We start from the raw sequence: 15,347 nt of genomic DNA, 5'->3' as shown, positions 1-15,347 counted from the left end.
CCTTCTGCCATGAAATTTTTTGCCCTCCTCGCGTCGCTGCTCGTCCTGGCCGGTTGTGCCAGCGGCCCGCGTTACGACACCAGCCATCCTTCGGCCAATCACGACAGCCGCGTCCAGTTCGTGATCGTGCACTACACCTCGGCGTCGCTCGCACGTTCGCTGCAATTGCTGACTCACGGCGAAGTCAGCAGCCATTACCTGATCGGCGACGACAAGAGCGGTACCATCTACAAACTGATGGAGGAAAACCAGCGCGCCTGGCACGCCGGAGAAAGCCAATGGCAGGGCCGGACCTGGCTCAACTCCAGCTCGATCGGCATCGAAATCGTCAACCCGGGCTTCAAGGACACGCCGACCGGCCGCTTGTGGTACCCGTACAGCGAAGCGCAGATTCAATCGCTGATCGTGCTGCTCAAGGACATCAGCAAACGCCAGGGCATCAGCCCGCGCCATATCATCGGCCACAGCGACATCGCGCCGCTGCGCAAACTCGACCCAGGCCCATTGTTCCCGTGGAAGCGCCTGGCCGCCGAAGGCCTGGGCGTATGGCCCAATGAACAAGCGGCGGCGCGTCAGCAAGCGCAGTTCGACGCCGAGCTGCCGAGCATCAGTTGGTTCCAGGCGCAACTGGCGCGCGTCGGTTACGACACCCCGCAAACCGGCGAACTGGACGTCGCAACCCGCCACGTACTGGCGGCCTTCCAGATGCACTTCCGCCCTTCGCGCTTCGACGGCACGCCGGATGCGCAAACAGCGGCGTTGTTGCTGGTACTCAACCAGACAAAATAATGACGCCCGCCCGACGGTCAGGGCGAAATCGCAATCAGCAGCTATAACTCATTGGTAATTCTTCGGATATTCCATGATGGTTGCTACCCGAGAGACGCTGCGTAGCTGGTTTTATCGCCCCTGGTTTTTGGCGATGATCGCGGCTGTCCTCAGTGCTGCGCTGTTGATCGCCGGCGGAATGTTCTTCGCCATGCGCCAGATCGAACAAAATGAAAGCCAGGAGATGAACGCTCAGGGCGAGCGTTTTCTGGCCCGCCTCGAACAATTGTTCGGGCAATTGCGCGAAAGTCTCGATGACCTTGAAGCGCAGCCGTTGCGCAGTTGCGATGATGAAATGATCGCCACCCTGCAACAGGTCACCTTCAACTATCGCTTCGTCTATGAGGCGGCCTACATGGACGGCACACGAATCTGCTCCAACCGCCCCCGGCAGGAGGGGCTGTCGGTCGTCCGCGCACCGGACATCAAAGGTCCGACCTACAGCTACTGGCTCAACACCACCACCGAACCCGATGAGAATCGCGCCGCGCTGATGCTCGGGCGCGGCAATTTCCGCGTAGCGACCTCCCGCGGGCATTTGACTGACATGGTCGACCTGCCACCGGACAGCAGCCTGCTGGTCGTGCTGGATCATGGCAAGCGGGCGATTCCGGTGCTCGGAATCGCTCAGGCATGGCCACCCTCCGAAGTCTGGCCGCCGAAGAGTCGTGAAGCCTTGCAAGTCACGCAGTCACGGCTGATCTACCGCATGCCAACCAACAACCCGGAATACCAATTGGTGCTGATCACCCCGCGCAGCGGCATGCACATTTCGACGGTCTGGTGGTGGATGGTGCCGGTCTGCCTGCTGCTGGGAGCATTTTGCGGGTTCTGCGTGTTTTTACTGGTGCGCCAGCGCCAGTCGCTGGACGCCGAACTTCAGGGCGCAATCCGTCGCGGCGAGCTGCAGGTGCTGTATCAGCCGATCTTCGACCTCGACACCCGCAACTGCGTGGGCGCCGAAGCCCTGCTGCGCTGGCGCCGCCCGGACGGCACGTTGACCAGTCCCGATCTGTTCATTCCGATGGCGGAAAACACCGGACAGATCCGCCAGATGACCGATTTCGTCCTGCAACGGTTGCTGGAACAACTGGGGCCGGTGCTACGCGCCAATCCGCAGTTGTACATCTCGGTCAACCTCGCCGCTTGCGATGTGATGGTGCCGCGCATCGGCCAGGTCATGGCCAAACTGCTGACGCTGCACCGGGTCGCGGCACGGCAGATTGCCTTCGAAGTCACCGAACGCGGGTTGATCGACGTGGTGGTGGCGCGGGAGAACCTGCAAGCCTTGCGCGATGTCGGCCATCAGGTGCTGATCGATGACTTCGGCACCGGCTATTGCAGCCTCGCCTACCTGCAGACGCTACCGGTGGATTGCCTGAAGATCGACAAGGCCTTTATCGACGCGCTCGGCCATGACGCGGCCAGCAGCGGCGTGGCACCGCACATCATTCACATGGCGCAGGCACTGGAGCTGAAGGTGATTGCCGAAGGTATCGAGCACGAAGCGCAAGCCGTGTTTCTCAGCAGTGAAGGCGTGAAATTCGGTCAGGGCTGGCTGTTCGCCCAGGCCCTGAGTGCGGTGCAGTTCATCGAACTGATCACCCGTGGACGGCGCCTTGCCGGCCGTCGACTGGACGACGAAGCCTAGACCGCCAACGCCATGTAGAACTGCGTGCCCTGCCCCGGCCGCGAATAGACGCCCATCCGCCCGCCGTGCAACTGGACGATTTCCTTGCACAGCGCCAACCCGAGCCCGGCGCCGCCCTTCTTGCGCCCGACCTGCACGAACGGCTCGAAGATTCGTCCTTGCTGACCGTAGGCAATGCCTTCGCCATTGTCTTCAACACTGATGATCACCCGCTCGCCATGCCGGCGCGCCTGCAGGCGAATCTGCCCGTCGCGGGCGGTATGGCGCAGGGCGTTGTCGATCAGGTTGTCGAGCACCCGGTCGAGTTGCGTCTGATCGGCCTGCAGGCGCGGCAACGGCCCCTGCACTTCGACGTTCAGGGCAATGCCTTTGCCCGCTGCCGAATCGGCGAAACGCAATTGCGCCTGCTCCAGCAAGTCTTCGATGGAACAGGGCGCCAGCGAGAGTTTCTGCAGACCATTCTGGTAGCGCGAAAAGTTGAGCAGGTCGTTGATCAACTGCATCAAGCGCTGCATTTCTTCGTTGACCGTGTCGAGCAGGTCGGCCTCGCGTGAGTCCGCGGGAAACTTCGCGCGCTCGCGAAACAGGCCGAAGGCCATGTGCATGCCGGTGACCGGCGTGCGCAGCTCATGGGAGGCCCGCAACACGAACTCGCTGCGCACTCGCTCGAAAGCGCGCTGTTCGGTAACGTCGTGCAGCACCATCACCGCGCCGAGGATATGCCCCTGGGTGTGGCTGACCGGGGTCAGGCTGTAAGTCAGCAGGCGCGATTCGCCATCGACTTCGATACTCAAATCTTCCGGAGCACGCTCCAGCGTGCCGCCGCGCAACACCAGTTGCAGCTGAGCGTCGAGTTCCGGGCGCCCAAGCGCCGTCCCCAGGCCTTGGCCGAGGCGATCACTGTCCCAGCCCAGTTGCCGCTGGGCGACCGGATTGAGGTGCTCCAGATGCCCTTCACGGTCGATCATCAGCAAGCCATCGTCGATGCTGTCGAGCACCGCCTGCAAACGCTGCTGACCGGCCAGCAGTTCGTCGACGTTGGTCGCCTGATGCTCACGCAGCGCTTCGGCCATCAGCCCGAAGCGCTTGGTCAGCTGGTTCATTTCCATCGCCGACGAAATCGGCAGGGTCACTTCGAAATTGCCTTGGCCGATGTTGTCCGCCGCTTGCGCCAGCGCCTCGATCGGCGCACCGAAGCGTCGGGCAATCGCATGGGCCGTGACGAAGCCGATGATCAACACGGCCAGCCCCACCAGCCCGAGCAGCCCGGCAATCAACAACGCACGGTCGCGAGCAGCGTGCTGCACCGAGTTGATGTTGTCGAGCGCATGCTTGTGTTCGGCAATCAGGCCGTTGCGCAGCGTATTGAAGCGCTCACGCAAATCGCCGGTACCACTCAAGGCATTGGCCGGGTCACGTACCTGATCGAACGCCTGAAGGAAACTTTGGTAATCGGCCTTGGCCTGACTGAAGCTGTATTGACGACCATCACCGACCTCCTCCTGGGCTATGCCTTGATCGAGCAGCTGTAAATACTGCTGCTTCGAGGCCTCGAACGCAGCGGTATCGGGCTTTTCGGCGAGCATCATGATCAGTTGATCGCCGAGGGTCTGGCGCAGTTTGAGGCCCAGATCAAGGGTGACGAAGTTATTGCGGATCAGCGCTTCCTGAGTCCCGGCCATCTGCATCACGCTGACCAGCCCGAGCAACAGCCCGAGCAAAGCCACCGTGATCAGCGCGGAGATGCTCAGGAACAAGCGGGTGCGCAACTTCATCGCCAGTTTCATCGCCGCGCGCTCACAGGTTGTACTGCTTACGCTTGCGATACAGGGTAGAGGCATCGATGCCCAGGGTCTTGGCTGCTTGATCGAGGGTGCCAGCCGTCGCCAGCACCGCGCCGATATGAGCTTTCTCCAGTTCATCGAGGCTCAGCGCCGCGCCGACCCGTGGTGCGTTGTTTGCCGGTTGTTCGGCCATGCCCAAGTGGCTGATTTCCACGCGTTCCTGCGGGCAGATGATGCTCGCCCGCTCCACCACGTTGCGCAGCTCACGGATGTTGCCCGGCCAGCGATAGCCGAGCAGTGCTTCCCGTGCCTCATCACTGAAGCCGCGGGCCGGACGTGCGTACTCTTTGACGAAACGGGCGAGGAAGCGGTCGGCCAGGGTCAGAATGTCTTCGGCGCGCTCGCGCAGCGGCGGCAGATGCAGGGTGATCACGTTCAGGCGATACAGCAGGTCTTCGCGAAAGCGACCGTCGCGCACCATGTCTTCAAGATTGAGGTTGGTCGCGGCGAGAATGCGCACGTCGGCGCGGCGGGTCACTGGATCCCCTACCCGCTCGTATTCCTTGTCTTGAATGAAGCGCAGCAACTTTGGCTGCAACGTCAGGGGAAAATCGCCGATCTCATCGAGAAACAGCGTACCACCGTCCGCCTGATTGACTCGACCCAAGGTGCTTTCGCTGGCCCCGGTAAATGCGCCGCGACTGTGGCCGAACAGCTCGCTTTCCATCAGTTCGGCGGTCAACGACGGGCAGTTGATGGTCACGCAGGATTTCTTCTCGCGCTTGCTCCAGCCGTGAATGGCCCGTGCCAGCTCGCCTTTACCGGTACCGGACTCGCCCAGAATAAGAATGTTGGCGTCGGTGCTCGCGACCTGGCGCGCGGTTTCCAGCACGACTTTCATCGCGGGGCTGTGCGAATCGAGACCGTCCTTGGGTTTGCGGATTTCGCCTTCAAGGGCTTCGAGACGCGCCGAGAGCTGGCGCACTTCCAGTTGCTTGGCGGTGGCCAGACGCAACTGATCGGGGCTGCACGGCTTGACCAGATAGTCGGCCGCGCCGGCCTGGATCGCGTCAACGGCGGTGTCGACGGCGGAGTGCGCGGTGACGATCACCACGCGCATCCACGGTGCCTGGATACGCATCTGCGCCAGCACATCAAGACCATTGTCTTCGCCCAGCCGCAAATCGAGGAAGCACAGGTCGAAGACCTGGCGTTGCAGCAAAGCGTCGGCCTGAGCCGCGCTGTTGGCAGTGGCCACCGTGTAGCCTTCGTCTTCGAGGCAGTAACGGAAGGTACGCAGGATGGCGGACTCGTCGTCCACCAGCAGAATGCGGCCTTGATGCTCAGTGGCGGATTCCATTTTTCCTACGCTCCTTATGTGATTGGTCTTGGTTAGTCCCGGAAAAATCGGGCAAGTTGCATGGTCGATTCTGAACGATGCCGGCCATAGCAGGGTAGCTCTCTCCTGCCATGACAGCCAATCCATTGATTTTGTTGACCTTCTAAACAATCGCCGGGTTGCCGATGTTTGCCTGCGTACTTTTCTGACATCCGAGACCTGCTCTCAATTCAATAAGAATGAAATCTCCTACGAAATAATCGTGCATTACGCACGACCGTAGATGACCCATCGTGCAGGATGCGTCCAAGACGATTTTTAATACATCTATAACTTATTGATTTAATTGGAATTTTTTCAAATAAAAAATTGGCATGCAGGCTGCAATAACTCATTCAGCCCGGGCAGATCCGACTGCCCCAACCGAATAAGAGTGAGGAACCCAGGATGACTCGCCAACGTGCCGCCCAAGTGCGTATCTCGCCACTGCATATCCAGCAAGGTCTGTTTGGCGTACTTGCCCTGTTGATCACCCTGATCGCCTGCCAGCAATACCTGAGCTGGGAGAACAGCCAGAAGCCTGAGCCGCTGATCTCGATTCAACACAGCACGCAGACGCACTTCAGCGCCGTCAGCAGCAGCCAGGCCGAGAGCGCCTCGATGCGCATGATGGATGTCGATCAGGCGCAGCCGCTGGATCAACTGCCACGTGAAGAGCGCTGGGTTTTCTGACGAACCAGTGAATTCGGGCGCGTCGCGCCGGGACACGCAACATCCCTAAATAGAGAAGTAAGGAGAATCACCATGTTGAGCTGGGCAATTACATTCTTGATCATTGCCATCATCGCCGCCGTACTGGGCTTCGGTGGTATCGCGGGCACCGCCACGGGTATCGCCAAGATTCTCTTTGTCGTGTTCCTGGTGATGTTCATCGCTTCCTTCTTCTTTGGCCGTCGCGGCCGAGGTTAACGATGATTGGTTTAAAGACACTGGCAGCCGCCCTGCTTCTGGGCGGTAGTGCCATGGCGATGGCGGCCAATGACGGCCAGGCGCGGGTCAACGAGCTGCTCAGCTCCGACCCGCAATACCGGGAAACCTGGCAAGGCGTGGTGAAGCATGAAGAGCGCCTGCCGGAATGGGTGATGAACCTGTCCGGTACGCCAGATCAGCAGATGAATGCCGTGACTGAAGACGGCAATCAGTATCTGGTGGGGCCGCTCTGCGAATCCGCGGACAAGTGCCTTAACCACCGCTTGATCGTCGCGTTCAGCTTCGACAAGAAAGATGCCTACGCGATGCTCGTCGATGTGCCCGAAGGACTGCCGGCCGACAAGTCGCCCACGCGACATGCCACCTACCGCTTCCTCGGCAAACCGGATCAGGACATGCAGAACCTGTTGATGGAAACGCTGAAGAAAGATCCGAACTGGTACTGATTCGAACATGAGGGTGGCGCCGCGCTGCCCTTTATTGCGCCCGCCCGAGGAAGGTCGGCGCATGATCAGGGGGCCGGGACGTTCTGACTGTTACAGGGTCGGAGTGACCTACGGGTACAGGGAGTGCCTGCGCAAGGGCCGGGTCAGGGCAAAAGCTGCGACGCAGGTTCGCCGGCCCTCGGCGGTCCGACGGACTTGCGCTGAGCTTTGTGCGCTACAAAACATTGATCTAGAGCGTCCTGCTCATCTTTTTATGGTTCAGACTGCGCGCGAAAACATTTCGCCGTGTTTCATGGCGACCGTATATCGAGAAAGAGTCCTTTTAAACAGTAGGACTTCTAGTCTGCAAATGTAGGCTTTTTCTTATATTTTCTGTCGAAATCACTCGTTCAAAAAATAACCAACCTAGGCTGTAATGGCCGGTTCACGGCACTTATGGCGGCTGAAATGTCGCAATCGAACCGGTTGGGACGCCAGTTTCATTTAAAAAAGCTCATGCCGATTCGGCATAGGGTAGGCGTTTACGGCATTAGACGGCGCAACCTTGCATCGGAATAGTTGCGCCTTTTTTCGCCTGCCGAAGAGCCGTAAACACGCGCTTCGGGGCACCTTATACGGAGGCAGATGCACAGACTTTTCCGCTAATGAGCGTTCCAGTTCCTGCATGTGCCTGAGTCAAACGCAAGTAAGGGTAAAGATAATGAAGAAGGCAAAACTCAGCCTCGCCTGGCAGATCCTCATCGGTCTGGTTTTAGGGATTGCAATTGGTGCGTTGCTCAACCATTTCAGTGCCGAGAAAGCCTGGTGGATCAGCAACGTCCTGCAACCGGCAGGCGATATCTTTATCCGTCTGATCAAGATGATCGTGATCCCGATCGTCATCTCCTCCCTGATCGTCGGCATTGCCGGCGTGGGCGACGCCAAGAAACTCGGGCGTATCGGCCTGAAGACGATCATCTACTTCGAAGTCGTCACCACCATCGCGATCATCGTCGGCCTGCTGCTGGCCAACCTGTTCCACCCGGGCGCCGGCATCGATATGAGCACCCTGGGCACGGTGGATATCTCCAAGTACCAGGCGACCGCCGCCGAAGTACAACATGAACACGCGTTCATCGAGACCATCCTCAACCTGATCCCGTCGAACATCTTCGCGGCCATGGCCCGCGGCGAGATGCTGCCGATCATCTTCTTCTCCGTACTGTTCGGCCTCGGTCTGTCGAGCCTGCAGTCGGACCTGCGCGAGCCGCTGGTGAAGATGTTCCAGGGCGTCTCGGAAAGCATGTTCAAAGTCACCCACATGATCATGAACTACGCCCCGATCGGCGTATTCGCACTGATCGCGGTGACCGTCGCCAACTTCGGTTTCGCTTCGCTGGTGCCGCTGGCGAAGCTGGTGATCCTGGTTTACGTCGCCATTGCCTTCTTCGCCTTCGTGGTACTGGGCCTGATCGCCAAGCTGTTCGGCTTCTCGGTGATCAAGCTGATGCGCATCTTCAAGGATGAGCTGGTCCTGGCCTACTCCACCGCCTCCTCGGAAACCGTGCTGCCACGCGTGATCGAGAAAATGGAAGCCTACGGCGCACCGAAAGCCATCTGCAGCTTCGTGGTGCCGACCGGTTACTCGTTCAACCTCGACGGTTCGACCCTGTATCAGTCCATCGCAGCGATCTTCATTGCCCAGCTGTACGGCATCGACCTGTCGATCAGCCAGCAACTGCTGCTGGTCCTGACCCTGATGGTGACCTCCAAAGGCATCGCCGGTGTACCGGGCGTGTCCTTCGTGGTGCTGCTGGCAACCCTGGGCAGCGTCGGTATCCCGCTGGAAGGCCTGGCGTTCATCGCCGGTGTCGACCGTGTCATGGACATGGCCCGTACCGCACTGAACGTGATCGGCAACGCCCTGGCGGTACTGGTTATCGCGCGCTGGGAAGGCATGTACGACGACGCCAAGGGCCAGCGCTACTGGAACTCCCTGCCGCACTGGCGCAGCAAGGAAAAACTGCCTGCAGGCGAAATTTCCAAGAACTGACACAAACCCTGTAGGAGTGAGCCTGCTCGCGATGGCGGTGTATCAAACAACAGAGATGTTGAATGTGCCGCCCTCATCGCGAGCAGGCTCACACCTACAGTGGACCGAGTTAGCCATACAAACCCCGGAGAAATCCGGGGTTTGTCGTTTCTGGCGACCCCGCTATCATTCGCCGCATCTTCCGGGGGATTTGACTGATGCTTAATGGCCTGTGGCTTGGCTTCTTCGTCGTGGCAGCAATATCTGCGCTGGTGCAGTGGCTGGTCGGCGGCAACGCCGGGATTTTCGCAGCGATGGTGGAAAGCATTTTCGCCATGGCCAAGCTGTCGGTCGAGGTGATGGTGCTGCTGTTCGGCACCCTGACCCTGTGGCTGGGCTTTCTGCGCATCGCCGAGAAGGCCGGGATCGTCGAATGGCTGGCCAGGGTCCTCGGGCCGCTGTTCCTGCGGCTGATGCCGGAAGTCCCGGCCGGCCACCCTGCCCTTGGTCTGATTACCCTGAACTTCGCTGCCAACGGTCTGGGCCTCGACAACGCGGCCACGCCCATCGGCCTGAAAGCCATGAAGGCGCTGCAGGAGCTCAATCCCAGTGCCACCGTCGCCAGTAACGCGCAGATCCTGTTCCTGGTGCTCAACGCCTCATCCCTGACCCTGTTGCCGGTGACGATCTTCATGTACCGCGCGCAGCAAGGTGCGCCGGACCCGACCCTGGTATTTCTGCCGATTCTGCTGGCGACCAGCTGCTCGACAATTGTCGGCTTCCTCTCGGTGGCATTCATGCAACGCCTGCGGATCTGGGACCCGGTGGTGCTGGCCTACCTGATCCCGGGGGCGCTGATCCTCGGCGGCTTCATGGCGCTGCTGGCGACGATGTCGGCCACGGCGCTGGCCGGGCTGTCGTCGATCCTCGGCAACCTCACGCTGTTCGGCCTGATCATGCTGTTTCTGGTGATTGGCGCATTACGCAAGGTCAAGGTCTACGAGGCCTTCGTCGAGGGTGCCAAAGAGGGCTTTGATGTCGCCAAGAACCTGCTGCCGTATCTGGTAGCGATGCTCTGTGCGATTGGCGTGCTGCGGGCCTCCGGGGCGTTGGACTTTGGTCTGGACGGCATCCGCCATCTGGTGCAATGGGCCGGTTGGGACACGCGCTTCGTCGATGCGCTGCCGACAGCGATGGTCAAACCGTTTTCCGGCAGCGCCGCGCGGGCGATGCTGATCGAGACCATGAAGACCTCGGGCGTCGACAGCTTCCCGTCGCTGGTGGCGGCGACGATACAGGGCAGTACCGAGACCACGTTCTATGTGCTCGCGGTGTATTTCGGTGCAGTGGGGATTCAGCGGGCGCGGCATGCGGTGGGGTGTGCGTTGTTGGCCGAACTGGCTGGGGTACTCGGCGCGATTGGCGTCTGCTACTGGTTCTTCGGCTAAACACAAATCAAAATGTGGGAGCGGGTTTGCTCGCGAAGAGGGAGTGTCAGTCGACCAATACATTGACTGACACACCGCCTTCGCGAGCTAGCCCGCTCCCACATTTTTGTTTTGTGTGAGGCCTAAGGTCTTGGTTGTTGCGCCAGTTTCTGGCCTTGATCCACTGCCCACGCAACAACCTTCGCGGTGAGCCGATCACTCGCCTGTCCAAACCCCGCAACCACCGCCGGCACCTGCACATCGCTCAGCGGCTGGTGCTCCTCAAAGCGCCGGCTGGCGAGAATCCGCTGGTCATAACCACGCACCAGCAACGCATCGACCCGCACCACAACGCTGGCCTGATTGCCCTGATACTCGGTCTGAAACGCCTGCAAGCTGCCGCCCAGCTCCAGATCCGCAGCAAAGTTGCTGTCATCGGTACTGAGCAAGGTCACCCGACCATCACGTGCAAACCCGTCCAACAGCCGATTACGCACCAGCACCGGCGCCGGATCGCTCCAGCGCGACGCCTTGTAGCTGCTGATCACGTCACCCTGTGGAATCACCGCGATGTTCGGCCGGTTCAGTGCTTCGCTGGCCTGCAATTTGTTCAGGCGCAGCGACCAGCGCTGAGTCGCGGCCGAACTGGCCGAAGCGGGCGCCTGAGTCGACGGCAGACGGTAGACATCCGACGGCTCGGCCTTGGGCAGGATCGAGCACGCGCTGATCAAGGAGAAGCTGGCGAGAAAAGCGAGGTGAGTCAGCTTCATGGCGTGAACTCCTTGTTCTTGTCACTGCCCAGCAGGTAACCGCTGGGGTTGGCCTCCAGGCGTTGAGAAATGGCGCGCAGCGAGGTCAGGGTCTCGCGCAGTTCGCGGATGGCCGGGGCCAGGCCATTGAGGCCCTGCATGCCGTTATCGAGGGAGTTCTGATTCTTGCTCAGCAGGCCGTTGATGGTGGCGCTGCTCTGCTCCAGCGACTTCATCGCCTGCTCGGCACTGCCCAGTGCCTGTTTGCCTTGATCGTTGAGCAGGCCGTTGGCGTTGCGCATCAGCAGCGATGTCTGTTCGAGCATGCTGCCGGCCTGTTTGCCGACACTCGCCAGTTGCTGCATGGCCTGACGCAAGTCGCCGCGCTGATCGTTGATCGAGCCGGTAGTCTGCTCCAGATGCGCCAGGGTGTTGCTCACACGCTCGACGTTCTCCGGGGAGAACATCTGGTTGGCATTGCTCAGCAGCGCGGTGATGCCGCTCATCAAGTCGTTGCTGTCGTTGAGCAGGCGTGAGATAGGCGAGGGCGCCGCGACGATGGTCGGCAACTCGCCGTCATGCCCGCGCAGTTTCGGGCTCTGCGGGGTGCCGCCGCTGAGCTGGATGATCGAGGTCCCGGTGATCCCGGCCAAGGCCAGTTTGGCCTGGGTGTCTTCCTTGACCGGCGTGTCGCCGCCGAGGCGAATCCGCGCCAATACCCGCCGTGGGTCTTTCGGGTCGAGACGCAGGCTGACCACGTCGCCGACCTTGATCCCGCTGTACTGCACCGGGCTGCCCTTGGACAGGCCGCTGACCGCCTCGTTGAAGACCACTTCGTAATCCTTGAACTCGGTGTCGACGCTGGACTTGGCCAGCCACAGGCCGAAGAGCAGGGCGCCCGCCACGACAATCACTGAGAACAGGCCGATCAACACATGATGGGCTCGGGTTTCCATGTCAGACCTCGTTGAGCAATTTGGCGGCGTCCAGCGCCGAGCGGCCGCGCGGGCCGTGGAAGTATTCGTGAATCCACGCGTCATCGGTTTCCGAGACCACGTCGATAGGGCCGGCGACCAGCACCTTCTTCTGCGCCAGCACCGCCACACGGTCGGTAATGGTGTAGAGCGTGTCGAGGTCGTGGGTCACCAGAAACACGCTCAGGCCCAGCGCATCGCGCAGGGTCAGGATCAGTTGATCGAACGCCGCCGCGCCAATCGGATCGAGGCCGGCGGTGGGTTCGTCGAGGAACAGGATGTCGGGGTCCAGCGCCAGTGCCCGGGCCAGCGCGGCGCGCTTGATCATGCCGCCGGACAGCGAGGCCGGGTATTTGTCCGCCGCCGACAGCGGTAGCCCGGCCAGCGCCAGTTTCACCGCCGCCAGATGCTCGGCGTCGTTGCGACTCAGGCCGGCGTGTTCGATCAGCGGCAGGGCGACGTTCTCGGTCACCGTCAGCGAGGAGAACAGCGCGCCTTTCTGGAACAGCACGCCGAAACGCCGTTCGACCAGCGAACGCTCATGCTCGGACAGGCTCGGCAGGTTCTGGCCGAACACCTTCACGTTGCCTTCGCTGGGCCGACGCAGCCCGACGATGCTGCGCAGCAGCACCGATTTGCCGCTGCCGGAGCCGCCAACCACGGCAAGGATTTCGCCTTTGTACAGATCCAGATCGAGGTTCTCGTGCACGCTCTGGCTGCCAAAGCGATTGCACAGGCCACGGACTTCAATCACCGCCTCCGAGGGCGCGCGGGGTAGACGACTCACCAGCCCATCTCCATGAAGAACAGCGCAGCCACCGCATCGAGCACGATCACCACGAAAATCGACTGCACCACGGCGGAGGTGGTGTGCGCGCCGACCGATTCGGCGCTGCCGCTGACCTTGAAGCCTTCCAGGCAACCGATCGTCGCGATCAGGAAGGCAAAGATCGGCGCTTTCACCAGACCGACCAGAAAATGCTGGATGCCAATGTCGCTTTGCAGCAGCGAGAGAAACATCGCCGGCGAGATCCCCAACGATACCGCACACACCACACCACCGCCGATGATGCCGCAGAGCATCGCCAGGAACGTCAGCATCGGCAACGCCACCAGCATCGCCAACACGCGGGGCACCACCAGCAGCTCCATCGGGTCGAGGCCGAGGGTGCGGATCGCGTCGATCTCTTCATTGGCCTTCATCGAGCCGATCTGCGCGGTGAACGCACTGGCAGTACGACCGGCCATCAGGATCGCCGTGAGCAACACGCCGAACTCGCGCAAAAACGAGAATCCCACCAGGTCCACGGTAAAGATCGTCGCGCCAAAACTGGCCAGCACCGTCGCGCCGAGAAACGCCACCACCGCGCCAACCAGAAAGGTCAGCAGCGCCACGATCGGCGCGGCGTCGAGGCCGGTCTGTTCGATGTGCGCAACGACTGGCGTGACCCGCCAGCGCTTGGGCCGGAACAGGTTGCGGGCGATGGTTTCGAGGATCAGGCCGATAAAACCCAACACTTGCAGAGTGTCCTGCCAGACCGTTTCCACCGCGCGCCCGATGCGGGTCAGCAGTTGCACGCTGACGCTGACTTCCGGCTCCTTGATCGGCACGCAGAAGTCGGTCAGAGAGCGATACACGGTTTGCAGCAGCGCGCGGTCAGCCGGGGAAATCGTGCAATCGGGGTGTTCGGCGGATTTGCCCAGGCGTTCGGAACCAAGCAGCTCAACCAGCAGGGACGCGCCAGCGGTGTCGAGGGCGCCGAGGCTGTTGAGATCAACCACGGTATTGGCGTCGTACTGGCCGTGGAGCTTTTCGGTCAGGTGCTTGAGGTCGGCGTAATGGGCAAGCGTCCAGTCCCCGGACACCCGCAGGCGGGCAGGGCTGAGCGACGTGTCCAGTCGGGCATTACCGGTCATCGAGCTGCTGGTCATAAGCTCCGTGCTTGTTCGGCTAAATACGCAGGCATACGTAATAGCACGAACCGGATTACTTTTCTTTGATCGCTGTGCTGTCCGTCACTTCGAAACGCAGCACACCGATCACCTGGCCGTCTTCGGTCAGCACCCGCACCTGCCACTTGCCCGCCGGGTTGCCAGGGAAGTTCTGCTTGTGCGTCCAGGCGCGGTAGCCTTCCTTGCGCCCGCCGTGGATATCGAGGGCGATGCGGTCGACTTCCTGACCGTTGAATTGCCACACGTGATAAATGCGCTCATCCAGCCCGCGCGGCGCGTTGATTGCGGTGTAGGCATAGAGCCCGCCGTTGCGGATCTGTTCGGCGCTGACCTCGTCGAGGCTGGCGCCGGGGGTGCGGTCCTGCAACTGGGTGCTGATCGCCACATCGGTCATCCACAGCGTGGCCGGCGGCACCCAGGAGCGCAGCATCCAGCCGACGGCGCCGATCCCGACGGTGATGCACAGGATCGCCAGCGCGTTGCGCACAGTGCGGATCGGGAAGATCGACGCCAGACTCGGGAACGACAGCACCACCGCCGTGCCTAGCGCCCACTTGAAACTCTGTGCGGTGGTCAGGTGCATGATCACTGGCAGCGCGGTAAGCAGGGCGGCGAACAGGGTCAAGGTGTGCAGCGCGAGAAACGCCCAGCGCCGCGGCGCCAGCCATTTGTAGTAGAGCGGGTCGACAATCGAGATCAGCGCGGCGATGCACAGCAGACCGGTGAAGATCAGCTGGCCGCTGTTCCAGGTGGTAGTGATGAAGAAAAACGGCAGGACGAAAAACAGGCTTTCCTGGTGGATCATCTGCGTTGCGTAACGTAGCAGCGGCTGGGGGATTTCCCGTTTGAAGATGCGGGTGAACAACCCGGTCAGGGTGTTTTCCAGCATCAGCCAGATCCAGCTGAGCAGCATGATGATGGTGATCCAGCTCGCCAGGCCTTGCTGGCGATCGACCAGAATGAAACTGCCGACCCCGGAGATGAAACCGCCAAGCGCAATGACCCCGGGGTAGCGCTTCATCAGTTCGAGAATGCGCTGGATCAGGAGGGTTATTTTCGACATGTGGACGGTTCACGACTGGGTAGGAAAAAACCCCGACAGAGTACCGTCCGCCAGGCGACGTGGCGAGGCTCCCGGTCAGTAAAATCACCACAGATCCCTGTGGGAGCGAGCTTGCTCGCGAAGGCGTCGTAT

14 protein-coding genes are annotated in these 15,347 nt (G+C 61.0%); 7 read left to right on the top strand and 7 right to left on the bottom strand.

Annotation, left to right across the window (positions count from 1 at the left end; genetic code table 11):
• Positions 1-9: 9 nt before the first annotated feature.
• Together QMK55_RS13785 and QMK55_RS13780 are read left to right on the top strand one after the other, a co-directional pair.
• The gene (locus QMK55_RS13785; protein WP_102355470.1) at positions 10-789 is read left to right on the top strand and encodes an N-acetylmuramoyl-L-alanine amidase; all 780 of its coding nucleotides are present in this window, start codon (positions 10-12) and stop codon (positions 787-789) included.
• Positions 790-865: 76 nt separating this feature from the next.
• The gene (locus tag QMK55_RS13780; RefSeq protein WP_178082115.1) at positions 866-2,479 is read left to right on the top strand and encodes an EAL domain-containing protein; all 1,614 of its coding nucleotides are present in this window, start codon (positions 866-868) and stop codon (positions 2,477-2,479) included.
• On the opposite strand, the gene QMK55_RS13775 is transcribed toward QMK55_RS13780, so the two are convergent.
• Together QMK55_RS13775 and algB are read right to left on the bottom strand one after the other, a co-directional pair.
• Positions 2,476-4,266, bottom strand: a complete 1,791-nt coding sequence (locus QMK55_RS13775; protein WP_102355472.1) for a KinB sensor domain-containing domain — start codon at positions 4,264-4,266, stop codon at positions 2,476-2,478. The two genes, QMK55_RS13780 and QMK55_RS13775, sit on opposite strands and share 4 nt — an antisense overlap.
• Positions 4,267-4,276: 10 nt before the next feature.
• A complete protein-coding gene (algB, locus tag QMK55_RS13770; RefSeq protein ID WP_025112294.1) occupies positions 4,277-5,623 on the bottom strand; it encodes a sigma-54-dependent response regulator transcription factor AlgB in 1,347 nt (448 codons plus the stop codon).
• A 426-nt stretch (positions 5,624-6,049) separates the two neighbouring features.
• Between algB and QMK55_RS13765 the strand changes: the two genes are divergently transcribed.
• From QMK55_RS13765 to QMK55_RS13745, 5 genes are all read left to right on the top strand, one after another.
• Positions 6,050-6,334, top strand: a complete 285-nt coding sequence (locus tag QMK55_RS13765) for a hypothetical protein (RefSeq protein WP_102355473.1) — start codon at positions 6,050-6,052, stop codon at positions 6,332-6,334.
• Positions 6,335-6,406: 72 nt separating this feature from the next.
• Positions 6,407-6,571 (top strand): DUF1328 domain-containing protein, encoded by a 165-nt coding sequence (locus tag QMK55_RS13760; protein WP_003177151.1) that lies wholly within the window; start codon positions 6,407-6,409, stop codon positions 6,569-6,571.
• A 2-nt stretch (positions 6,572-6,573) separates the two neighbouring features.
• On the top strand, positions 6,574-7,038 hold the full coding sequence (locus QMK55_RS13755) for an inhibitor of vertebrate lysozyme family protein (RefSeq protein WP_320329370.1): 465 nt from the start codon (positions 6,574-6,576) through the stop codon (positions 7,036-7,038).
• A 700-nt stretch (positions 7,039-7,738) separates the two neighbouring features.
• Entirely contained in the window at positions 7,739-9,070 is a 1,332-nt protein-coding gene (gene gltP, locus QMK55_RS13750) for a glutamate/aspartate:proton symporter GltP (protein ID WP_102355475.1), read from the top strand.
• Positions 9,071-9,267: 197 nt separating this feature from the next.
• Positions 9,268-10,497 carry a nucleoside recognition domain-containing protein gene (locus QMK55_RS13745; protein WP_320329369.1) on the top strand — a complete coding sequence of 410 codons (1,230 nt, stop codon included), beginning with the start codon at positions 9,268-9,270 and terminating at the stop codon, positions 10,495-10,497.
• A gap of 122 nt (positions 10,498-10,619) precedes the next feature.
• Here the strand turns inward: QMK55_RS13745 and QMK55_RS13740 are convergent, their stop codons facing one another.
• Genes QMK55_RS13740 through QMK55_RS13720 form a run of 5 tightly spaced genes read right to left on the bottom strand, consistent with a single transcriptional unit; the run spans position 10,620 to position 15,215 of the window.
• Positions 10,620-11,246, bottom strand: coding sequence for an ABC-type transport auxiliary lipoprotein family protein (locus QMK55_RS13740; protein WP_320329368.1), 627 nt, complete (start codon positions 11,244-11,246; stop codon positions 10,620-10,622).
• The gene (locus QMK55_RS13735; RefSeq protein WP_102355479.1) at positions 11,243-12,181 is read right to left on the bottom strand and encodes an MlaD family protein; all 939 of its coding nucleotides are present in this window, start codon (positions 12,179-12,181) and stop codon (positions 11,243-11,245) included. Before QMK55_RS13735 ends, QMK55_RS13740 begins: the two co-directional genes overlap by 4 nt.
• A 1-nt stretch (position 12,182) precedes the next feature.
• Positions 12,183-12,986: an ABC transporter ATP-binding protein gene (locus QMK55_RS13730; RefSeq protein WP_007962720.1), complete on the bottom strand. Its 804-nt coding sequence runs from the start codon at positions 12,984-12,986 to the stop codon at positions 12,183-12,185.
• The gene (locus QMK55_RS13725; protein WP_102355480.1) at positions 12,983-14,131 is read right to left on the bottom strand and encodes an ABC transporter permease; all 1,149 of its coding nucleotides are present in this window, start codon (positions 14,129-14,131) and stop codon (positions 12,983-12,985) included. Before QMK55_RS13725 ends, QMK55_RS13730 begins: the two co-directional genes overlap by 4 nt.
• A gap of 55 nt (positions 14,132-14,186) precedes the next feature.
• Positions 14,187-15,215 (bottom strand): DUF5924 family protein, encoded by a 1,029-nt coding sequence (locus QMK55_RS13720; protein ID WP_320329367.1) that lies wholly within the window; start codon positions 15,213-15,215, stop codon positions 14,187-14,189.
• Between the last annotated feature and the right edge of the window lie 132 nt (positions 15,216-15,347).

The sequence above is a fragment of the Pseudomonas sp. P8_229 genome (assembly GCF_034008635.1).
In the GTDB taxonomy this organism is placed as follows: domain Bacteria; phylum Pseudomonadota; class Gammaproteobacteria; order Pseudomonadales; family Pseudomonadaceae; genus Aquipseudomonas.
Note: the sequence above shows the minus strand (reverse complement) of the source record. Positions and strands in the feature narration are given on the sequence as shown.